Genomic DNA, 22,370 nt, shown 5'->3' on the forward strand with positions numbered 1-22,370 from the left:
GGAAGATTCGTCATGAGCGATATTCTTAATTCCATACACGAAGATATAACCGCTCTGCATGAATGCGGCGCAGCTGATGAAATCACTATGCGTAATTTAATGCGCTATGCCTGACACCAGTCCCCGTCTATACCCCGGAACGAATTAAAGAAGTTCGGGATAAAAATCATATCAGCCAGTCAGTACTGGCGGCTTATCTGGGTGTTACAGTCAAAGCAGTCCAGCGATAGGAGCAGGGCTACTCAAAGCCCACTGGATCAACAGCCAAACTGTTGGCTATCGCAGAAAAAAAAGGCCTGCACGCCATTGCCTGATAACTGGCGCCATTAAACTGCCCTGTAGCATCTGACAGTAAAGCCGCCGGTTTATTGCCTGGGTTGCGGGAGAAAAACTGACCCGGAGCTGGCAAATGCAACGCAACAAACCCTCCCCGGCTTATACAAATCGCTGGAACGAACTGCCAATCCAAAAACTCTGATTAGCTTTAAATAACAAACATAACTAATTGATATTAAAATAGAACAGAGTCACCACCCTCATCCCAGGGCGCAAACTTCGGCATCACCTTCCGGAACAGTTCAGAGTCACAGAAGCCTCTCACCCAGGCCTGCAAGTGCGGATATTCACTGCTGTAAAACCAGTCCCTGTCAACGTGGGCAAACTGCCGCACGAATGGCACGATCGCCATATCAGCCAGACTCACCCGGGGCAGAACCAGATACCCGCCATGCTTCGCCAGCCGGGTTTCAAGCTTCGCCAGACTCACCATGCACTGATCACGGTAATAATCCTGTGAATGCTCAGGATGACGTTCAGAATACTTATAGCGATCCAGATGCTGCTTGAAAACAAAATCATTTTCCTGAATCAGCCCCTGCATATCCCACTGCAGATCCAAATCCCTGTTCAGAAGCCAGTCCTGAGGATCATTTTGCCGCAGCGCCCAGCGCATAATGTCGAAACTCTCATCGATCACCCTGCCCTCCGGCAATACCAGAACCGGCACGGTGCCTTTCGGAGAAACCTCCAGCATTGCCCGGGGCTTATTCCGGAGCACCACTTCACGCAACAATACCTCTTGCTGACTATACGCAAGCGCTAAACGGGCACGCATTGCATAAGGGCAACGCCGGAAAGAATACAGAACAGGCAAATCCGCCATACACATCAACCCAGATAATCAAAAACGCCCAGTATACCCGGTAATCCTCCGGTGCTTAACCGAACAGCGCTATGTTATGATCCCGCCGATAAGCATTAACTGTATAAGAGCACCCTGTGGAATTACTTAATATTCAGTGTCTGGGAAAATCACTGCGTCTGGAAGGCTCGATGGCCGGCTGGCAAATCCTCTACTGGAACAACACACCAGTATCCCGTATTGACGCCGATGCTAATTATAACGGCACATCTGAGCACAGCTTTGAACTGAAAGCCGGCGAGCAGATAATCACCTGCCGGCTGGCGATTGACCTGAACTGGCAACCCTTCACCCTACAGCATGAGCTCTTCATTGATGATCACGCCGTCAGTGACGGCAGCCGTAACAGCAAAGACATTGAACGCCAGCAACCGGTTGAAACCCCGCAACCTGCGAAAAAGCCATTCAGCATAGTGGGTCTGGCGGCACTGGGCCTGAAACTGCTGAAAAGCGCCAAGCTGATCAAAGTGGTACTGGCCGGTGCGAGCCTGGCCGCCTATTCATGGTTCTTCTCCCTGCAGTTCGCACTGGCACTGATTGCCTGCCTGGTGGTGCACGAGTATGGGCATATCCGGGCGATGAAACATTTTGGCATGCAGACCAAAGGCATCTACCTGATTCCCTTTCTTGGCGGGCTTGCTCTCAGCGACGAAAAAATAAACACCCGCTGGCAGGACGTCGTTATTTCCCTGATGGGGCCGGTATTCGGCCTGGGTATGTCAGTACTGTGTTTGTTTGCCTACTGGGTAACCGGGGAAGCATTTTTTGCGGGACTCAGTGCTTTCAACGCCCTGCTTAACCTGTTCAACCTGCTGCCAATCCTGCCTCTGGATGGCGGACATGTCCTGAAGAGCATCGCCTTTTCAATGAATTCACTGGTCGGCCTGCTGCTGTGTGCAGGTGCTGCCGGTATCGGTATATTCATCAGCTACACACTGGGGCTTGCTCTGCTGGGTTTTCTGCTGATTGTCGGCTGTGTTGAGATCGGTTTTGAATGGCGCAGCCGTTATATGACCCATTTACTGCCGCTGGACCGCTATGGCCAGATTTTTTCAACCCTCTGGTATCTGGCAACCGTCAGCGGGCTGGTCGCCATCATCTGGTACTTTGCCGGCACAGGGGATGCGTTACTGGGTTTGCCGTTACAGGTATTACGCAGCTAGAATGCACATATCGCGGGCGAGCGGCGTCCGCTTTATGAGAGCAAAATATGAGTGATAAGGTCGTCGATATCAGCAGCAGACGGGATGACGCCCGCCATAAACGTAAAGAACAACGTATGGATCAGATGAAAGACCGCTTCGAAAAAGCCATGCCTACCGAAGAAACAGATCCGAAGAAAAAACTGCTGAATATTTTTACCAAGAAAAAACCGAAAAAACGCTGATCCCGGGATCCCCGGGTTGCAGCCCTTTTACCCCAGCACTAACTTACCGGACGGTCCCGGCACTATCCGGACGCCAGATACAGACGCACTCAGTAAATCCCAGCGTCCAACCCTGCCGCCAGCGCCATACCCAGCTCTTCACACTGCTCTTCGAAACTGTCCTGCCACTCTCCCCGACACAACAGCGGCTCCTGAACCCAGCTCCACCGCAACCCTGTACAGATTGTTTCCGCCGCCCGGCGGGTCCCGGTGCCGTCATGTCCGGCACGGATATACATCGCACAGGGTAATGCCTGAGTCTGTTCCAGGCAGGGATAATATATGCGGTCAAAAAAATCCTTTAGCGCACCACTCATGTAGCCAAGATTTTCTGTGGTGCCAAGAATAATCGCATCGCACTCCAGAACATCTGCTGGCACCGCGTCCAGCGGTGGCACCCAGCGACAACTGACACCCTCAATGTCCGGATGGCTGGCCCCCCGCAGGACAGCATCCACCATACGCCGGGTATTTTCCGACGGTGCATGGGCAACAATAAGCAGTTTCTTCATGACATATTCCTGAATCAGATACCCTTGCAGCTTAACATAGCCCCGAAACGCCGTCCTGTCAGACTATCCGTACAAACAGACCAGACAAATCAGTCACTTAAGCTGCAGAAAGCCCCCTACGCTCTGCCCGCTGATTACCGGAAAAACACCCGGGCTGCAGCTCACTGCGGTTTACAGGATATAAATTTTCTCAGAAGATAACGGTATAAAGTAAAGTATAAAGCTCTGACCACCAGCATTCAGGCATAAAAAAGCAGCCATCTGGCTGCTTTCTAAAGGAAATACAGATTAAGCAATCTCAATACTGTCGATCAGTGCCAGCGCCGTGTTGATGCCGTCATCACCACCCTTAATATCTTCAGCGGCAATGAAAGTAACATCCGTCAGGCCAATGAAGCCCAGCACCGTCTGCAAATAGGTAGATTCATGGTTCAGCTCTGCATAAGGGCTGCGGGAAGAGTAATTTCCGCCACGGCTGCTCAGCACATACACTTTTTTATCGGCCAGCAGCCCAACCGGGCCAGTTTCCGGGCTGTACTGAAAGGTACGCCCCACCCGGGCAACCTGATCTAAATACGCTTTAAGGCCTCCGGCAATAGTGAAATTATGCATGGGTGAGCCAATGACAATCACATCGGCCGCTTCCAGCTCAGCAATTAACTGGTCAGATAACCGGGTTTTCTGTTGCTGCTCAGGGGTTAACTGGTCCGCCGGGGTATAAAACGCGCCTATGGTCTCAGCATCAAGATGCGCCGGTGGCTCAAGCCCTACATCCCGATACGTGATATCAGATGCCTTACCTGAAAAACGGGCCACCAGCGCAGCCGTCAGGCGACGGCTGACTGAACCTTCTGCAGCCGGGCTGGAGTTAATTACGAGTAAACGGGCCATGGAATGCTCCTCAAGTCAGATAGCCAGTGATGAGGCGCATTATTAACCATAAAAAAACGAATATAAATCATATGAAATAGCTAATTTCATTCGTTTAAATCGAACTATCACTGATCTGACCAGACAGCAAACTCATTGCCACAGGGCTCTTTAAAATGAAAACGCCGGCCACCGGGAAACTCAAATACAGCTCGGGATACCGTTCCCCCGGCCTGCTCAACCGCCTGCTGAGTTGCCGCCAGATCCTGACTGTAGAACACTATAAGTACGGCACCGGCATCCGCATCCGAAGATGCGTCTGCCCGGTAAAAGCCCCCTTCCACACTGCTGGTATGCGGCTCCTTAAAGGCACAATAATCTGGCCCATAATCCACAAAGGTCCAGCCAAACACCTGGCCGAAAAACGCTTTTGTCAGCGCCGGATCACGGGACGGAAACTCCAGATAATTGATACTCCCGTGACGCGGCCCTGGTAAAGTCTCGCTACTCATACAACCTCCCTGATAACCCTTGTTATGAAACACTTAACTTCAGACTAGCAAAACAATTCGGGACGGTATACGGTGCTTACAACTCATTAATCTCTGACAGGAAATTATGAATAAAAGCATTCTGATTACCGGCTGTTCAACGGGTATTGGCTACTATGTAGCAAAACATCTCAGCCAGCGTGGCTATCAGGTATTTGCCACCGCCCGTAAAGCTGAAGACGTCGCCCGCCTGAATAACGAAGGGCTAAACAGCTTCCAGCTTGACCTGGATAACTCCGAATCTATTCAGCTGGCAACCGACTGGGTGCTGGAACAGACCCACGGTAAACTCTTTGCCCTGTTCAATAACGGTGCTTATGGCCAGCCCGGTGCAATCGAGGACCTCAGCCGTGAAGTGCTGAGAGAACAGCTGGAGACAAATCTGCTGGGCTGGCACGAGCTTACCTGCAAGCTGTTACCGGTAATGCGCCGCCAGGGAGAAGGCCGAATCATTCAGAACAGCTCGGTGCTCGGTTTAATCACCATGAAGTTCCGCGGTGCCTACAACACCAGCAAGTTCGCACTGGAAGGTTACAGCGATACCCTTAGGCAGGAGCTGGACGGCACCGGTATATACGTCTCACTGATAGAGCCGGGCCCGGTACGCAGCGAGTTTCGCGCCAATGCCTATGCCAAATTCCAGGCCAATATAAACATTGAAAACAGCCCTTTCCGCAGAACCTACGAGGGCGTTGTCAGCCGGCTGAGCAATGCTGACCCGCAAAAAGAAGATCCCTTTACACTCGGACCGGAAGCCGTACTGAAACGCGTCATCCACGCACTGGAAAGCAAACGTCCGCAACCGCGCTATTACGTTACCACCCCCACTTACCTGCTGGGCTGGCTGAAACGTTTCGTTTCCACCCGGGTACTGGACAGAATACTGATCAGGGCATCCGGTTCAGAAAACTCATAACCCCCGGACAAAACACATCAGGAGCCACCGCAATGTACGCCGTTATTTTCCGCGCCAAAGCCGCCAGACAGGATCAGGCATACAGTGATACCGTTGCCCGGATGCGGGAACTGGCCTTTGAACAATACGGCTGTCTGGAATTTGTCGCTGTCACCGAAGGAGATGATGAGATTGCCATTTCATACTGGCCGGACGAAGCGGCGGTTTTGCGCTGGAAACAGGATCAGGAGCACAGCCTTGCACAGCAGTATGGCCGGGAAAAATGGTATAAGAGCTACCGGGTCGATGTTGTGGAAGTAAAACGCAGTTATGCCTTTAATCCACCGCAGGAATAACCACAGGCAGGGTCGCCAGCGCGGCCCTGCAGTCAGAACCGCCGCTTATGCCAGATCACTCATCTGGGTAGCAATCGCGTTCTTGATGCCGGTCAGGGTATTACGGCTGTGTAATTCAGCATCGCTCACCTGTTCGGCATCATTCTCGTTACGGGCATTTTCAAAGTAACACAGGGTAGGTTCGAAGCCCTCTGCTTCCTGCTCATCCAACTGCACATACGCACAGATAATCAGCAAGTCCCCTTTATTCGCTTTGTGTGCTGCCGCACCGTTTACAGAAATGATGCCGCTGTTATCTTCAGCGCGGATCGCATAGGTACTGAAACGTTCGCCGTTATTAATGTTATAGATGTGTATCTGTTCATATTCGCGAATGCCGGAGCTGTCCAGCAGCTTACCGTCGATGGCACAGGAGCCTTCATAATGCAGTTCGGCATGGGTAGCAGTGACCCGGTGAAGTTTTGCTTTCAGAAATGTTTGCAACATAGATACAACCTTAATCTTGCGCCACAGAATGTCTCTGCGGCTTTCCCAGGAACAGCCTGATTTCAGAACTGTTCATCTAAAGTCGTGTCTGCGCCCGCACCGGTTCAGAACCCTCTGATCTGTTCTGGCACGATAAACGAACGCCGACAGACCTGCCCAATAAGTGCCGCCAGGCAACACTTCTTCACCGTCCGAAAACCGGACAGCGGTACTTCCGGCGCTGATTGTAACAGCTGAAAAAGGGAATAAAAGCGCTAATTTGTCGCTAAAAATCAACATATTGAACCATTATTCGGATTAGCGACGCATAAGCAATACCCACCCCACCAGCAATAAAATTCAAGTTGTTTTAACCTTACTTTAATTTCATTCATTTTAACCTGAGTCGAAATCACCCAGCAGCTCACCAGAAGCCCCTAGAATAAACGCCTTTATCGACACGCAGTAACGGAAACACCTATGACAATCGCCCCTACCCAGCCATCAGCACAGAACATCACTGAGACACTTCGCACTGCACTTAAACAGCGTATTCTGATGCTGGACGGCGCCATGGGCACAATGATTCAGCAATACCCACTCGGTGAAACGGACTTCCGCGGCCAGCGATTCAGCGACTGGCCAACCGACCTGAAAGGCAACAATGACTTACTGGTACTGACCCGTCCGGACATCATCCGTGAAATCCACGGGGCATTCCTGGATGCCGGCTGCGATATCATTGAGACCAACACTTTCAATGCCACGTCCATTGCCATGGCCGACTATGACATGGCGCATCTAAGCCAGGAAATTAACTTTCAGGCGGCAAAACTGGCCAGGGAAACGGCAGACCAGTTCAGCACTGCCGCACAGCCACGCTATGTTGCCGGGGTACTAGGCCCGACAAACCGTACCTGCTCGCTTTCACCGGATGTGAATGACCCGGGTAAACGCAATGTTCACTTTGATGAACTGGTAACAGCCTATACTGAATCTCTGCAAGGCCTGATTGAAGGCGGATCAGACCTGATCCTGATCGAAACCATTTTTGACACGCTGAATGCGAAAGCGGCGATATTTGCTTTCGATAAATACTGCCAGGATCACTGCCTGGATATCCCCCTGATGATCTCCGGTACCATTACCGATGCGTCCGGCCGGACATTATCGGGCCAGACCACAGAAGCATTCTGGAATGCCGTCCGCCATATCCGGCCGGTAACCATCGGCCTGAACTGCGCCCTTGGCCCGAAGGAATTACGTCAGTATGTGGCAGAACTGTCCCGGGTGGCTGACACCTTTGTATCTGTGCACCCCAACGCAGGCCTGCCGAATGCCTTTGGCGAATACGATGAAACACCGGCAGAAATGGCCACAGAAATCGGTGAATGGGCCGCCAGCGGGCTGGTCAACCTTGTCGGCGGCTGTTGCGGTACTACCCCTGAACACCTGAAAGCCATCAGGCAGGCATGCCAGCAACATGCCCCCCGTCAGGTACCTGAATTACCGGTTGCCTGCCGGCTGGCCGGCCTGGAACCCCTTAATATTGATGCAGACAGCCTGTTTGTGAATGTCGGTGAGCGTACCAATGTCACCGGCTCAGCGGTTTTCCGCCGCCTGATTAAAGCCGGTGACTATGAAACCGCGCTGGAAGTCGCCCGGCAGCAAGTTGAAAACGGTGCACAGATCATCGACATCAACATGGACGAAGGCATGCTGGATGCAGAAGCCGCGATGGTGCGCTTCCTTAACCTGATCGCCTCCGAGCCGGATATCAGCCGGGTACCGGTGATGCTGGACTCATCCAAATGGGAGGTCATAGAAGCCGGTCTGAAATGTGTACAGGGCAAAGGGATCGTCAACTCCATCAGCCTGAAAGAAGGCGAAGCAGCCTTTATCCGACAGGCCAACCTGCTGCGCCGCTACGGTGCCGCTGTTGTGGTGATGGCGTTTGATGAAACCGGTCAGGCAGATACCTATGAGCGTAAGACTGAGATCTGCCAGCGTTCTTATCAGTTACTCACGGACACCGTCGGCTTTCCCGCAGAAGATATTATCTTTGACCCGAACATCTTCGCGGTTGCCACCGGGATAGAGGAACACAACAACTACGCCGATGACTTTATCCGCGCTACCGGCTGGATCAAACAGAACCTGCCCCACGCAATGGTGTCCGGCGGCGTATCGAACGTGTCTTTTTCCTTCCGGGGCAATAATCCGGTCCGTGAAGCCATTCACTGCGTCTTTCTCTACCATGCCATCCGTCAGGGGCTGGACATGGCAATCGTCAATGCGGGCCAGCTCGCAATCTATGATGACCTGCCGGCTGAACTGAAAACCGCCGTGGAAGCGGTAGTCCTCAATACCTCGGATGAAGCCACAGAAAACCTGCTGGACATAGCCAGCCGTTACCTGAATGACGACAGCCAGACAGATACCACCGAGCAACTGGCCGCCTGGCGGGAACTGCCGGTTGAAGAACGCCTCTCCCATGCGCTGGTAAAAGGGGTTGCCGACCATATCGAAGCCGATGTGGAAGAATGTCGCCAGCACTATGCCCGGCCAATCGAAGTCATTGAAGGTCCGCTGATGGCAGGGATGGGCATCGTCGGCGATCTGTTCGGTGCGGGTAAGATGTTTCTCCCCCAGGTCGTGAAGTCAGCACGGGTGATGAAAAAAGCCGTCGCCTGGCTCATGCCTTATATTGAAGCCGAGCAGCAAGGCGGTAAAGTCCGCAGTAACGGTAAGATCCTGCTGGCAACCGTCAAAGGGGATGTTCACGACATCGGTAAAAATATTGTCGGCGTGGTGCTGCAGTGTAATAACTACGAAATTATCGACCTCGGTGTGATGGTATCCGGTGAAACCATTCTGCGTACCGCACGGGAAGAAAATGTCGACATCATTGGCCTGTCCGGACTGATCACACCGTCACTGGATGAGATGGTCAGTGTCGCCAAAGAAATGCAGCGCCAGAATATCAGCCTGCCTCTGATGATTGGTGGCGCAACTACCTCCAAGGCACATACCGCAGTCAAGATTGAACCGGGTTTTAATCTTGATCAGGTGGTTCACGTCAGCAACGCATCACGGGCGGTCAACGTGGCAAGCAGCTTGCTCTCAGAAACCAAAAAAGATACCTATATCAATGAGATAAAAGAGGAATATCAGGCGATACGGGAACGTTTCACGGAGCGACAGAAGCTGGGTCGCCGGGTCAGCCTGCAACAGGCCCGCGTCAATAAACTGGCAACGGACTGGGATACTTACACCCCGCCGGTACCCGCACAGCCAGGGATTCACAGTTTCAGAAATTTTGACCTGAACAAGCTGACTGAATTCATCGACTGGACGCCCTTCTTCCGTAGCTGGGAGCTGGCCGGGCGCTATCCTGCCATCCTTAAAGATGAGGTTGTCGGTGAAGCGGCCAGCAAACTTTTTGACGATGCCACCAGCATGCTGGATGACATAATCAGCAACCGCAGCATTACTGCACATGCCGTTGTCGGATTACTGCCAGCCTGCACACGGGATCATGACGATATCGTGATTTATCAGGATGAGCAGCGTCAGGAAATACAAGCCACCCTGCCCCAGCTGCGCCAGCAAATAGAAAAAACTGCCGGCAAGGCAAATCTGTGCCTGGCTGATTTCATCGCCCCTGAAGACAGCAACAGGGAAGATTATCTGGGTATGTTTGCGGTCAGCACCGGTCATGGCGTTGAGACACTGGTTGCAGGCTACGAAGCAGACAACGACATCTACAGCAGTATTATGGTTAAAGCACTGGCAGACCGGCTGGCAGAGGCGTTTGCCGAATACATGCATCACTACGTACGCACAAAGCTGTGGGGTTACGCCAGCCAGGAACAACTGAATAACGAAGCCCTGATCCGTGAGGAATACAGCGGCATCCGGCCAGCACCGGGCTATCCGGCCTGTCCGGATCACAGAATCAAAGCCCACCTGTGGGACCTACTGAATGTGGAACAACATACCGGCCTGACACTGACCGACAGTTATGCCATGTACCCGACTGCAGCCGTCAGTGGCTGGTATTTCAGCCATCCTCAAAGCCAGTATTTCGGTGTCGCCAAAATCAGCGAAGATCAGGTCGGTTCCTACGCTGAACGCTGCCAGATCAGCCAGCAGGAAGCAGAACGCTGGCTGACCCCGAACCTTGGCTACGAGCCTGAAGAAGGTTAAGACGCTTTCCCCAACCGCGTCCCTTTGCAGCCACCGGCAAAGCTATTTGCCGGTGGCTGCCTTTTTTCCTGACTACATTTTCCTACCCGTGAAAGACAAAGAAAAACGGCACCCCGGAATTAACCGAAATGCCGTTGCCGTGACCCGGGTGCCGGAGGCTTATCTTAGCTCAGATCAAACCGGTCCAGGTCCATCACTTTCGCCCATGCTGAGACAAAATCCGCCACAAATTTCTCACCGGCATCGGCACTGGCATACACTTCAGCAATGGCCCGCAGTTGAGAGTTCGAGCCAAACACCAGATCAACTTCAGTGGCAGTCCACTTCAGCTGACCGCTCGCACGGTCACTGCCTTCAATGACACCCTCCTCAGTTGCCGACTTCTGCCATTGGGTACTCATATCCAGCAAATTGACAAAGAAATCATTCGACAGAGTATCAGCCTGTTTCGTGAATACGCCGTGGCGGCTCTGCCCTGTATTGGCACTCAGCATGCGCATACCACCGACAAGAACCGTCATTTCCGGTGCTGTCAGGGTAAGCAGCTGCGCTTTATCCACCAGCAGTTCAGCCGCCGGACGCACATGGTTAGGCACGGCAAAGTTACGGAATCCGTCAGCAACCGGCTCCAGCGCACTGAATGATTCAATGTCAGTCTGCTCCTGCGTCGCATCGGTACGGCCCGGATTAAAAGGTACGCTGACAGCAAAACCAGCGTTTCCGGCAGCCTGCTCAATGGCTGCTGCGCCACCAAGCACAATCACATCCGCCAGAGATACCTGTTTGTCATTAGCCAGTGAGCAGTTAAACGCCTGCTGCACACTGACCAGCGACTGCAGCACACCCTCCAACTGAGCGGGATTATTCACACTCCAGTCTTTCTGCGGTGCCAGACGCAACCGTGCGCCGTTCGCGCCACCGCGCATATCGCTGCCGCGGAACGTGGCAGCCGACGCCCATGCGGTCGATACCAGCTGAGAAAGGGTTAACCCGGTCGCCAGGATCTCCGCTTTGATGTTCTGCGCATCCTCTTCATCAATCAGCGGATGAGACACCTCAGGTACAGGATCCTGCCATAACTGTGGTTCTGCCGGCACCATCGCCCCCAGACCACGCACGTACGGCCCCATGTCCCGGTGCGTCAGCTTAAACCAGGCTCTGGAAAATGCTTCCGCCAATTCTTCAGGGTGCTGATGGAAACGCTGTGAAATCGGTCCGTACACCGGATCCAGTTTTAACGCCATATCAGCGGTGGTCATCATCAGCGGCTCCCGGCGATCAGCATCATGGGCCGCCGGCGCACCGGAAGACTGTGACGCTGCAGTCGGCGTCCACTGATGGGCACCGGCAGGACTCTTGGTCAGCTCCCACTCATAGCCTAATAACGCATCAAAGAAACCGTTATCCCACTGTACCGGGTTACTGGTCCATGCCCCTTCAATACCGCTGGTAATGGCATCACCACCCTTACCGCTGCCCATGGTATTTTTCCAGCCCAGTCCCTGCTCCTCAATAGCTGCCGCTTCAGGCTCGGCCCCCACATGAGAAGGGTCACCGGCCCCGTGTGCTTTACCGAAAGTATGGCCGCCGGCCACCAGCGCTACGGTTTCTTCATCATTCATGGCCATCCGGGCAAAAGTTTCCCGGATGTCACGGGCAGATGCCAGCGGATCAGGATTACCATTCGGGCCTTCAGGGTTAACGTAAATCAACCCCATCTGTACCGCCCCCAGCGGATTGTCCAGCGCGCGGTCACCGCTGTAACGCTGATCCCCTAGCCACTCAGTTTCAGGCCCCCAGTAAATATCTTCCTCCGGCTCCCAGATATCTTCACGGCCGCCGGCAAAGCCAAAGGTCTTCAGCCCCATGGTTTCCAGTGCCCGGTTACCGGCAAAAATCATCAGATCCGCCCAGGAAATAGCCTCACCGTACTTTTGCTTTACTGGCCAGAGTAAACGCCGGGCTTTATCCAGGTTACCGTTATCCGGCCAGCTGTTCAGCGGTGCAAAACGCTGCGATCCGGTACCGGCGCCCCCCCGTCCATCATGAGTCCGGTAAGTACCCGCGCTGTGCCAGGCCATACGGATAAATAACGGACCGTAATGCCCGTAATCCGCGGGCCACCAATCCTGCGAATCCGTCATGAGGGCATCCACGTCCTTTGCCAGCGCATCAAGGTCCAGTGCACTGAACGCTTTGGCGTAATCAAAGCCTTTATCCATCGGGCTTACTTGCGCCGTATTCTGACTCAGAATCTTAAGGTTCAGCTGGTTGGGCCACCAGTGACGGTTAGCGGTACTGCCGGTCGCCATTTGCTTATTTGCCCCGTGCATTACGGGGCATTTACCTTGTTCACTCATCGGCCTGATCTCCTGTCATTATTGGAATCTCCCCGCTATGCTCAGTACGGGAGTAATGAAACTATAGAAACAGATGGCGATTACGGATAATTAATTAATTTTCTATATTTAATAGTTTTTTATAAATAGACGGGCTACAGGAGTGATTGACCCGGCTACCAAAGCCGGGCAGTATGCGCGCCTCTTATCTTCAAACTCAGTGAAAAATTATGACCCAGCAAAACAACGACCAGGATTACAACGCCTTTCTCAGCGCCGTTGCCAACCAGAAGGAAGTCTGGATTCTTACCGATCAGCACGGCAGCGTAATGCTCAACACTGACGACGAAGACTGTGTGCCGGTATGGGCCAGCGAAGCAGAAGCTGCCGCCTGGATCAGCGACGAATGGAAAGACTGTGAACCGGAAGCCATCCCACTGAAAGTCTGGCAGCACCGCTGGACTGCCGGTCTGGAAGAAGATGAGTTCTGTGTGGTTGTATCACCGAAAGAAAATCAGGACGGTCTGGTAATTCACCCGGAAGATCTGGATGCAGACCTGAGAAAAGCAATTAAGAAAGCGAATTCGTAACCACCGCTTTCCTGCCCATGAAATAGCCGGCTCAGCGCTGCAAACCGGCTACCGTGGCAACCCCAAGCTGCCGCATTTGCCGCATGATCCAGCGCACCCGCTGTTGCATATAATCGCTCGGGGCCGAGACATTAAAGCGGTAAGGATTCGGCAACACACTGGCCAGCAACGCCGCCTGACGGGCTGTTAACTGCTTAGCTGAACGGCTGAAGAAGTGCTGGCTGGCAGCCTCCACACCATAGATACCCGGCCCGAATTCTACAATATTCAGGTAAAGCTCAAGAATCCGCTGCTTATCACACATGGCATCCATGATAACCGCCAGCCCGGCCTCAAGCCCTTTACGCACATAACTCTTTGCCGGCCAGAGAAACAGATTCTTCACCGTTTGCTGCGTGATCGTACTGGCCCCGCGGGTACGCTTACCCGCCTTACGGTCGGCCAGCGCTTTATCGATAGAATCCCAGTCCAGCCCGTCATGTTCGGGAAATAACTGATCTTCACTGGCAATTACCGCCAGCTGCATATTGTCGGAGATATCCGCCAGATCAACCCACTGGTGCAGCACCGTTTCAGGATACTGATCCGGAGTATCGATCCAGCGCTGGAATTGCCAGGACCAGACCGGCGGATCAATAAACTTCACACTGGCAACCAGCGCAAACGGCAACAGACACACCATCAGCAGCATACCCAGAACCCAACGCTTAAGGCGTAACCTGACGTGCTGAATCCGCTTTCTGATACCTGAACCTGCTAACCACACGGCGATAAACCTACCTGACTGCTGTACAAAAAATCGCCATCATACCGGCTTATACGTCATACAGAAAGTGAATTCCGGTCAGGCAGACCGGGCTTTACCCAGCATAGCCACCAGACCCGCGCCGCAAATCAGACCGATCCCGATCCAGGTATGGGTTGCCAGCACCTCATCCCAGATAAACCAGCCAAGCAATACCGCGAATGCGACTGAGCCATAGGTGAAAGGCCCCAGCTGTCCTGCAGGCGCCATCCCGTAGGCTTTACTGAGCAACAGTTGCGCCAGTGTTGAACAGGCCGCCACTATCACCAAGAGCCCAAATAACGGCCAGGTCAGCGGCTGCCAGCCGATAACCGCAGGCACAAAGGCAATCAGTGTACTGAAGAAGGCAAAATAAAATACAATCCGCCGGGCAGGTTCAGTACTGCGCAGATTACGCACCGTCACCTTGGCCAGCGCGCCGAGAGATGCACCACAAAGCGCGACCAGAACCACCCAGTTAAACGCCCCCTCCTGAGGATTCAGGATCAGATAGACACCGCTAAAACCGATGACAATGGAAACCTTAACCAGCCAGCCAACCCGCTCCCCAAGCCAGAAGAACGCCAGCACCGGCATAAAGAAAGGCGCTGTCTGCTTTAGCAATGCAGCCTGTGCCAGTGGCAAATGCCCCCAGGTATAAAACAGGCACCCCATCGCAACCACCCCCACGCCGGCCCGCATAAAGTGCAGATGCAAACGGCTGGTACGGATGGCACTGAGTCCGTTATTGAGCAACCAGGGCAATAACAGCATGACCCCCAGCAGGTTACGGAAAAACACAATCATCTCTACCGGTAACTGATCACCGATCTGCTTGATGGCCATGCCTGAACCCACCAGAAACAGTTCAGATATAAGTATCAGCGCAGCGCCCTGATAAATGCTTCCCTTGCTTTCAATCACACGACTGACGGACATAGGTTTCACTTTGCAGAAAAAAGAAAGGCACTGAGAACATCAGTGCCTTGATTCGGACGCAGCGGTTATCAGATGCTGATAACGTCAAAGCCTTTGAGTTGCTCCGCACCGCTCGGATTGGTAACCACTGCCACACTGGCCTTTTCAGGTTGCAGATACTCAGCAGCTACCCGTTTCAGATCGGCAATGCTGACCTCCAGAATACGCTGACGGAAGGCTTTGCGCTGTTCCGGTGTACGGCCAAACAACTCACTGTGATATGCCTGTTTGGCTTCACCCGCCGGAGAACCTGGCTTATCGATGCTGCTGACAATCCCCAGCACCGCTTCTTCCAGCTTCTGCTCATCGTGGTCATTGTCTGCCAGCCATTGCAGGGAAGCGTCAAAATCATCCAGTGTTTCACTCAGACGCGGGTCACGGTACGAGAAGAAACGGAATACCGCATCGGCAGAATCCTGACCGGCACCGCTGCCATACGCACCACCCTGCTCACGGATTGCCCGGTGCAGGAAGCCGTTACGCAGGAAGTCACCCAGTACGGTTAACGGGGCAGCATCCGGATGCTCAACCGCAACGGTGGCATAGGCTTTGGCAGCGAAGTTCACCTGGGTGCTGGTGGTCCATGCCTGTTTAACCACCTGACGGGTTTCTGCCAGCGCCAGTGGCGCAAAATTGCGGGATTCATGGCCCTGCCAGCGTTCACACAAATCAGCAACCAGCTCCGCTTCATGCTCCGGCTCAGCAACCAGCAGGAAGCGGCGCGGTGCATCAGTCATTTTGCTGTGCAGCGCCTGAAGCTGTTCGCCCAACTGCTGCAGACGGGCATCATCTGCCAGTGCATCATCCAGCACCTTAACCGCCTTAATGCTGGCCAGACCACGCTGCAAATGACTGACATTCGCCGCCGGTGCAAGCTCACTGCAGGCCGCTGCAATTGCCAGACTGTGTCCCTGACCAGTGATGCTCTGCTCCTTACGGGTACGGCGCTGGGAAACCAGCTCGCGGATTTTCGCCAGCTCATCAAAACGAACGGTTTCGAGGGTTTCTTTCAGCAGCTCAGTCAATGCCTGCTGCTTAGTTACCAGAGCCTTGCCTGACACCACAAAATAGCCGGAAACACTCTGTTCGTTATCAATACTGCCACGCAGGGTACTGTGGGCGTACACCCCGCCGGATACCTGTGACTGCAGCGCCTGATTCTGCTGATAGTCACGTCCGCCACACCCCAGTTCGGTGACGCAGTCACTGTACAGGAGCAGCAATTCAATTTCTTCAGCGCTCAGCGCCGGTAACGGCATAATCACCTGCTGATAGACCAGACCGTTGGTACCCTGAGCATAGAAGCTGTAATCCACTTTATCCTGATGATCGGTGCCGGTCGGAATGCGCATTTCAGCCGGTACATCTGCAATGGTTACCTTAGGCAGCACGGATTCATCATCCTGCTCATTCTGACGTGCTTCAAGCGCAGCAGCCTGTTCAATAACCTGTTGCTTTTCTGCATCTGAAAAAGTCGCCTTAATCTTCGCCAGACGGGCAGCCTCAGCCGCATCCTTACGCTGGCTCAGCTGAGTATCCGGACGCATGGTCAGGCGCACCTGGTGAGCATTATCCAGTAACAGCTCACGGATCAGGCCCGGAATAAAGTCCTCATGCTTAATCTCATCGTGCAGTTTTTCTAACACCGGATCCAGGTTCAGCAACGCAATCGGGTCCCCACAGTGAATCGCAGAAGACAGGGAAGACAGAATCAGGTTCATCCCATACGGGTAACCATCACCGCTCAGCTCACGCTGGCTGAGTTCCAGCTGATGCAGTGCTGCCTCAACATGACTCTGGTCGATACCCTCATCAACCACCTTTTGCAGGGTCTCCAGTACCAACTGCTCAAACGCTGCTGCGTGTTCCGGGTTACTGCCCTCCAGACCACACATGAACGCCATCTCACGGTTACTGTCTTCAAGGCCGCACAACGGCGAAGGCGCCAGCCCCAGCTCGGTAGATTCCAGTGCATAACGCAGCGGAGACGAGCTGTTATCTAATAAGACTCTGGATAACAAGTTCGCTTTAAGCTGTTGTTCTAAATCGATACTTGGCCCGATAAGCCAGGCAAGAACATGGTGGGTTTTGTTGTCAACATCATCCTGATCAAGCGCATAAGCTTCTTCGACACGGACCGGTGAATGGTAACGTTTTTCATCGCTGACACTGATCGTAGTATCCAGTTTTTCAAACCGGGACAACGCCAGTGTCTCCATCCGTTCCTGCAACTCAGCCACCGGAATATCACCGAATGTCATGAATACAGCATTGGTCGGGTGGTAATGACTGCGATAAAACTCAATCAACTCTTCATAGCTCAGATCCGGAATACATTCCGGATCACCGCCACTGTTGTAATGATAAGTCGTCGTCGGGAAAAGATGCTTGGTCAGGGTTTGCCAGACAGTGGAAACCACTGAGCTCATGGCCCCTTTCATCTCATTAAACACAACCCCTTTATAGACCAGAGGGCTGTCTGCATTGCCCGGTTCCTCAAACTCAATGCGGTGACCTTCCTGAGCAAAATCCAGAGGGTCAAGACGGCTGAAGAAAGCCGCATCCAGATACACGTCCAGCAGGTTAAAATAATCTTTACGGTTCTGGCTGGCAAAAGGATATGCCGTCCAGTCACTGCTGGTAAACGCGTTCATAAACGTATTCAGGGAGCGGCGGGTCATCATAAAGAACGGGTCACGGACAGGATAACGCTCACTGCCGCACAGCGCCGTATGTTCCAGCATATGGGCCACACCGGTGCTGTCTTCAGGCACAGTACGAAACGCCACCAGGAATACATTTTCCTGATTTTCACTCTGAATATGGTAATGCAGCGCGCCGGTCTGCTTATGCTGATATTCCTCTATAACTATATCCAGCGATTCGATCGGCTGGCTGCGCTGCAGTTGAAACGCAGAATGACAGGCCTGTTGCGTAGCTGCTTGGTTCATAAATCCTATGCCTTTTGTAAAACCGTTTGGTGCATTGTAATCCGAAATGTCCCGGAACGCTTGGGTTTGATGACTAAGTTTGATAACTAATTTGCTGACTAAGACATTGAAAAATATCCGGGAAACCTCAACCTCCCCGGGTATGACAGTTCTGTCACGCTTTTGTCACGGGGTTGCAATCAAAAAGTGCCACTGTTCAGTTACGACCAAAGGCTACCTTGTGCAGTGCACAAAAAGGTTTGACTTGAAGGAACACCATGCTTATATTTTAACCAGCTTTGTTGCACTGCAACATAACACTACTGCGAAGGTGAACAATATGTATGAAAATATGTTTAAGGACGTTCAGGCATCATTCCGCCCGGTGATGGACATGGTAGAGATCAATCAGAAAGCAGCAGAAAAGATGTTTGCGCTGCAGTCGGACTACATGAACAGTCTGGTCAACACCACCCTGTCCCAAATACAGGAACTGACAGTGGCCACTGATCCTCAGCAGTTTCTGGATCTGCAGGTGAAGTTCTTCAAACGCATAGAAGACCAGTTTTCTGAAGTGGCTGAAAAAGAACTGGCAACCATCAACGAAGCATCCGGCGAACTGAGCGACATTGTTAAAACCAATCTGGATAGCATTACCCAGTCTGAACTGCAGTATATAGATGAAGTAGGCAAACTGCTGACCATGACCGGCCTGCCGGATTTTACAGCAGAAGGTGCAGCACCAGCCGCCAGCGCAACGACACCGGCCATCACCCCTGCGGCAACCAAAGCCGCCCCGCGCACGGCACCTAAAAAAGCAGCCACGAAACCTGCTGCAAAGAAGACTGCTGCAAAAAAAACAAGCACCTAAAGCTGCTGCCGCCCAGCCAGCCAAAAAGCCTGAAGTGAAAACAGCGCCTACCCCGGCTAAGCCTCCGGTTACAGCAACCCAGCCAGCAGCGAAAACGGCAGAAGCGGATAAAACAGTACCGGGCTCTGCAGCGAAACCAGCAACGACAGCAGCCAGCAAGACAGCAGCGCCAAAACAGTCAGAGGCAAAGATCTGAGCCTGCTCGCTGAATAAAGGTTCTGAATAAGCGCTCTGAATAAGCGTGCTAAAAAGGGCGCAGAAAAGCGTCCCAACGATTTGCTCTGCAGCGGTACCTGTTCTGGCCAGGCCACATCACCCCCTGATGTAACAGACCCGCTGCGTTCTTCCTAAACGGCAGTCATTGCCGTTCTCCACACCCTGCCATGCAGGGTGCTTTTTTACCGGCGAGCCAGCTCAGGCATCGGACCTTCAAGCCCCATGGCAAAACGCATCACCCGGTTACGGGCCGGGCCAAGTTTACCGGCAGCCCCAAGGCCTAGATTACGCAGCAGCTTCAGCGGCAGATGATCATTACTGAACAGACGGTAAAAACTGTCCATTACCTGCATCATCAGCAGATTCTGATTGCGCCGCTGATTCTCATACCGGCCTAATACCTCCTTGCCGGTAATATCTTCACCCGCCCGGGTTGCATCCAGTAACACTTCAGCCAGCGCTGCCGCATCCAGCAAACCAATGTTCACGCCCTGCCCGGCAAGCGGATGAATCGTGTGGGCTGCATCCCCCACCAGCGCAACGCCTTCTTTAACGTATTGCTGCGCATGCTGACGCCGCAAGGGAAACGCCGCCCTGCCAAGCAAGCCGGTAATACCACCGAGACAGTCAGGAAAGCGGCTCTGTGCTTCTGCAAGAAAAGCCTCATCGCTCAGGGCCAGCAGCCTGCGCGCTTCAGCCGGTGTGTTGTACCACACCAGCGAGCCCTGATGACCGCTCAGAGGCAGAAACGCCAGCGGTCCTGTCGGCGTAAACTGCTGCCAGGTTATATCCTGCTGCGGCAGCTCAGTGGTCACAGAAGCCACCAGCGCATGCTGCTCATAATCCCAGCTGTGCACGCCAATCCCTACCTGACTGCGGACTTTAGACTGGGCACCGTCTGCACCTATCAGCAGCCGGCCAAACACCTGCTGACCATCCGCCAGGGTTATAATGCTGGCACCGGCCGCATAATCAATGCCGGTAATGTCTGCCGGACAAATCAGGTCTACGTTAGCGCATTGCCGAAGCTGTTCCAGCAACCCGAGCTGAATAACCCGGTTTTCAACTATATGACCCAGATGGTCTTCGCCAATATCTGCGCTGTTAAATTCCGTAGCAGCCCGGTCGGCGTCTACTTCCCAGGTTTTCAGCCGGCGGTAAGGACACAGCCGCTTATTCTGTAAGCCGGGCCAGGCACCGACATTACGGAGAATATTTTCTGACGCCAAACTGATAGCAGACACCCGCATATCATGGGCCTGACTATGGTCAAACGGCGCCGGCATGCGCAGTTCAATAACCCCAACACTGAGCTCTGAGCCTCCCAGGGCACAGGCAATGCTTGCCCCTACCATGCCGCCGCCTACAATCAGCACATCATATTTTTTCATTGTCAGTTAACCGTTCACCCGGTGAATTTTATCTGCTGCAGATACAAAAAGAGCGATCCTCAGATCGCTCTTCTGCCCTTACTGAGCAACCACACTTCCGTTTACCGGAGGATTAAAGCTCAGTAATGCCGCCCATGTATGGCAGAAGTGCTTCAGGTACTTTCACCTTACCTTCAGCAGTCTGGTAGTTCTCAAGGATAGCCACCAGGGTACGGCCAACCGCCAGACCGGAACCGTTCAGGGTATGCAGCAGTTCAGGCTTACCGGTTTCAGGGTTACGCCAGCGCGCCATCATACGGCGGGCCTGGAAGTCTGCCATGTTGCTGCAGGAAGAGATTTCACGGTACTTCTGCTGACCTGGCAACCATACTTCGATATCGTAGGTTTTTGCCGCACTGAAGCCCAGATCACCGCCACACAGGGTAACAACCCGGTACGGCAGGTTCAGTTTCTTCAGAATGGTTTCTGCATTACCTATCAGTTCTTCCAGTGCATCCCATGACTTGGAAGGTTCAACCACATGTACCAGCTCAACTTTTTCAAACTGGTGCTGACGGATCATGCCGCGGGTATCACGACCATGGCTGCCGGCCTCACTGCGGAAACAGGGTGTGTGGCAGACAAACTTCATTGGCAGTTGATTAGCATCAACAATTTCATCACGGACGATATTGGTAACCGGTACTTCAGCGGTTGGAATCAGGTAGTAATCCCGTTCGCCCGGTACTTTAAACAGATCTTCTTCAAACTTAGGCAACTGGCCGGTGCCGCGCAGGGAATCAGCATTCACCATGTATGGCACATAGGTTTCCTGATAACCGTGATCGCTGCTGTGTGTATCCAGCATGAACTGGATCAGTGCACGGTGCATGCGGGCAATACCGCCACGCAATACCGCAAAACGGGCCCCGGTGATCTTCGCCGCTGTGCCAAAATCCAGACCGCCGCTCAGTTCGCCCAGATCGACGTGATCGCGGGGTTCAAAATCCAGCTGTGTTGGCTCACCCCAGGTGCGCACTAGAACGTTATCGTCTTCATCCGCGCCTTCCGGTACGTCTTCGTGCGGGATGTTCGGTACGCCCATCAGAATGGCGTCCATCTGTTCCTGAATCTCACGCAGGGATTCTTTACTGCTGTCCAGCTTTTCACCCAGCTCACGTACTTCAGCTTTCAGCGCTTCAGCATCTTCACCTGCTGCGATGGCCTTACCGATATTTTTCGATCGGGTATTTCGCTCACTCTGCAGCTGCTCAGCCTGTACCTGCACTTCGCGGCGCTGCGCTTCCAGCGCGTTAAACTCATCCACAGGAAACTGGTAACCTTTTTTAGCCAGTAACTGTGCAACTTCCTCAGGATTTGAACGAATAAATTTAGGATCTAGCATGATGTCAGATATAACCTTAATCAGATTAAGCGGGTAAACCATAAACCGGCGTATAACGCCAGCAGGCACAGTAAAACACTAAGTAACACATACACTGCGGCAGACATTATATGCCCTTCTTGCAACAGGGTCACGGCTTCCAGCGAGAAGGTGGAAAAAGTTGTAAACGCACCCATAAAGCCGACCATCAGCAACGGCCGCATCTCCGGACTGAGCCTGGCTTTCTCCAGCACAAGCACAAAGCAGATCCCCATCAGAAAGGAGCCCAGCACATTACACAGCAGGGTCCCGTAGGGCAGTTCGTAGCGGGCATTATTGACAATATGATTACTCACCCAGTAACGGCCCAGTGCGCCCAGCGCGCCACCTAACGCAACAAACACCAGCTGCAGCATACGGCCT

The 22,370-nt window shown here is 53.1% G+C and carries 20 protein-coding genes; 8 read left to right on the plus strand and 12 right to left on the minus strand.

The window, feature by feature from the left end; all coding sequences use genetic code 11:
- The first annotated feature begins 367 nt into the window (after positions 1–367).
- A complete protein-coding gene (locus tag PCI15_RS23720) occupies positions 368–478 on the plus strand; it encodes a DUF4113 domain-containing protein (protein ID WP_376787842.1) in 111 nt (36 codons plus the stop codon).
- 33 nt (positions 479–511) lie between these two features.
- On the opposite strand, the gene PCI15_RS12595 is transcribed toward PCI15_RS23720, so the two are convergent.
- The gene (locus PCI15_RS12595; protein WP_271270314.1) at positions 512–1,162 is read right to left on the minus strand and encodes a glutathione S-transferase; all 651 of its coding nucleotides are present in this window, start codon (positions 1,160–1,162) and stop codon (positions 512–514) included.
- A 116-nt stretch (positions 1,163–1,278) separates the two neighbouring features.
- Here PCI15_RS12595 and PCI15_RS12600 point away from each other — a divergent pair, with 116 nt between their 5' ends.
- Together PCI15_RS12600 and PCI15_RS12605 are read left to right on the plus strand one after the other, a co-directional pair.
- On the plus strand, positions 1,279–2,364 hold the full coding sequence (locus PCI15_RS12600; protein WP_271270315.1) for a site-2 protease family protein: 1,086 nt from the start codon (positions 1,279–1,281) through the stop codon (positions 2,362–2,364).
- Between the two features lie 47 nt (positions 2,365–2,411).
- The gene (locus PCI15_RS12605; protein WP_271270316.1) at positions 2,412–2,588 is read left to right on the plus strand and encodes a hypothetical protein; all 177 of its coding nucleotides are present in this window, start codon (positions 2,412–2,414) and stop codon (positions 2,586–2,588) included.
- Between the two features lie 89 nt (positions 2,589–2,677).
- Here PCI15_RS12605 and PCI15_RS12610 read toward each other — a convergent pair whose 3' ends face one another.
- From PCI15_RS12610 to PCI15_RS12620, 3 genes are all read right to left on the minus strand, one after another.
- Positions 2,678–3,139 (minus strand): flavodoxin family protein, encoded by a 462-nt coding sequence (locus PCI15_RS12610; protein ID WP_271270317.1) that lies wholly within the window; start codon positions 3,137–3,139, stop codon positions 2,678–2,680.
- A 288-nt stretch (positions 3,140–3,427) separates the two neighbouring features.
- A complete protein-coding gene (locus PCI15_RS12615; RefSeq protein ID WP_271270318.1) occupies positions 3,428–4,030 on the minus strand; it encodes an FMN-dependent NADH-azoreductase in 603 nt (200 codons plus the stop codon).
- Positions 4,031–4,137: 107 nt separating this feature from the next.
- A complete protein-coding gene (locus PCI15_RS12620; protein ID WP_271270319.1) occupies positions 4,138–4,521 on the minus strand; it encodes a VOC family protein in 384 nt (127 codons plus the stop codon).
- Between the two features lie 106 nt (positions 4,522–4,627).
- Here PCI15_RS12620 and PCI15_RS12625 point away from each other — a divergent pair, with 106 nt between their 5' ends.
- Both PCI15_RS12625 and PCI15_RS12630 read left to right on the plus strand, forming a co-directional pair.
- Complete coding sequence (locus tag PCI15_RS12625; protein ID WP_271270320.1) at positions 4,628–5,476, plus strand: SDR family oxidoreductase; 849 nt, start codon at positions 4,628–4,630, stop codon at positions 5,474–5,476.
- Between the two features lie 32 nt (positions 5,477–5,508).
- A complete protein-coding gene (locus tag PCI15_RS12630; RefSeq protein WP_271270321.1) occupies positions 5,509–5,811 on the plus strand; it encodes an antibiotic biosynthesis monooxygenase family protein in 303 nt (100 codons plus the stop codon).
- Between the two features lie 45 nt (positions 5,812–5,856).
- Here PCI15_RS12630 and panD read toward each other — a convergent pair whose 3' ends face one another.
- Complete coding sequence (gene panD, locus PCI15_RS12635; protein WP_271270322.1) at positions 5,857–6,297, minus strand: aspartate 1-decarboxylase; 441 nt, start codon at positions 6,295–6,297, stop codon at positions 5,857–5,859.
- A 459-nt stretch (positions 6,298–6,756) separates the two neighbouring features.
- Between panD and metH the strand changes: the two genes are divergently transcribed.
- A complete protein-coding gene (metH, locus tag PCI15_RS12640; RefSeq protein WP_271270323.1) occupies positions 6,757–10,485 on the plus strand; it encodes a methionine synthase in 3,729 nt (1,242 codons plus the stop codon).
- Positions 10,486–10,649: 164 nt separating this feature from the next.
- Here the strand turns inward: metH and katG are convergent, their stop codons facing one another.
- Positions 10,650–12,845: a catalase/peroxidase HPI gene (gene katG / locus PCI15_RS12645; protein WP_271270324.1), complete on the minus strand. Its 2,196-nt coding sequence runs from the start codon at positions 12,843–12,845 to the stop codon at positions 10,650–10,652.
- A 209-nt stretch (positions 12,846–13,054) separates the two neighbouring features.
- On the opposite strand from katG, the gene PCI15_RS12650 reads away from it, so the two are divergent.
- Entirely contained in the window at positions 13,055–13,414 is a 360-nt protein-coding gene (locus PCI15_RS12650; protein WP_271270325.1) for a DUF2750 domain-containing protein, read from the plus strand.
- 31 nt (positions 13,415–13,445) lie between these two features.
- Here the strand turns inward: PCI15_RS12650 and mtgA are convergent, their stop codons facing one another.
- From mtgA to PCI15_RS12665, 3 genes are all read right to left on the minus strand, one after another.
- Complete coding sequence (gene mtgA / locus PCI15_RS12655; RefSeq protein ID WP_271270326.1) at positions 13,446–14,180, minus strand: monofunctional biosynthetic peptidoglycan transglycosylase; 735 nt, start codon at positions 14,178–14,180, stop codon at positions 13,446–13,448.
- A gap of 78 nt (positions 14,181–14,258) precedes the next feature.
- Positions 14,259–15,137, minus strand: coding sequence for a DMT family transporter (locus PCI15_RS12660; RefSeq protein WP_271270327.1), 879 nt, complete (start codon positions 15,135–15,137; stop codon positions 14,259–14,261).
- 68 nt (positions 15,138–15,205) lie between these two features.
- Positions 15,206–18,127 (minus strand): insulinase family protein, encoded by a 2,922-nt coding sequence (locus PCI15_RS12665; protein ID WP_271270328.1) that lies wholly within the window; start codon positions 18,125–18,127, stop codon positions 15,206–15,208.
- A gap of 319 nt (positions 18,128–18,446) precedes the next feature.
- Between PCI15_RS12665 and PCI15_RS12670 the strand changes: the two genes are divergently transcribed.
- Positions 18,447–18,977 (plus strand): phasin family protein, encoded by a 531-nt coding sequence (locus PCI15_RS12670; protein ID WP_271270329.1) that lies wholly within the window; start codon positions 18,447–18,449, stop codon positions 18,975–18,977.
- 398 nt (positions 18,978–19,375) lie between these two features.
- Here PCI15_RS12670 and PCI15_RS12675 read toward each other — a convergent pair whose 3' ends face one another.
- From PCI15_RS12675 to crcB, 3 genes are all read right to left on the minus strand, one after another.
- Complete coding sequence (locus PCI15_RS12675) at positions 19,376–20,584, minus strand: UbiH/UbiF/VisC/COQ6 family ubiquinone biosynthesis hydroxylase (protein ID WP_271270330.1); 1,209 nt, start codon at positions 20,582–20,584, stop codon at positions 19,376–19,378.
- A 112-nt stretch (positions 20,585–20,696) separates the two neighbouring features.
- Positions 20,697–21,968, minus strand: coding sequence for a serine--tRNA ligase (serS, locus tag PCI15_RS12680; protein WP_271270331.1), 1,272 nt, complete (start codon positions 21,966–21,968; stop codon positions 20,697–20,699).
- A gap of 20 nt (positions 21,969–21,988) precedes the next feature.
- Positions 21,989–22,363, minus strand: a complete 375-nt coding sequence (gene crcB, locus PCI15_RS12685) for a fluoride efflux transporter CrcB (RefSeq protein ID WP_271270332.1) — start codon at positions 22,361–22,363, stop codon at positions 21,989–21,991.
- Positions 22,364–22,370 lie beyond the last annotated feature (7 nt).

This window comes from Aliamphritea hakodatensis (assembly GCF_024347195.1).
Classification (GTDB): domain Bacteria; phylum Pseudomonadota; class Gammaproteobacteria; order Pseudomonadales; family Balneatricaceae; genus Amphritea; species Amphritea hakodatensis.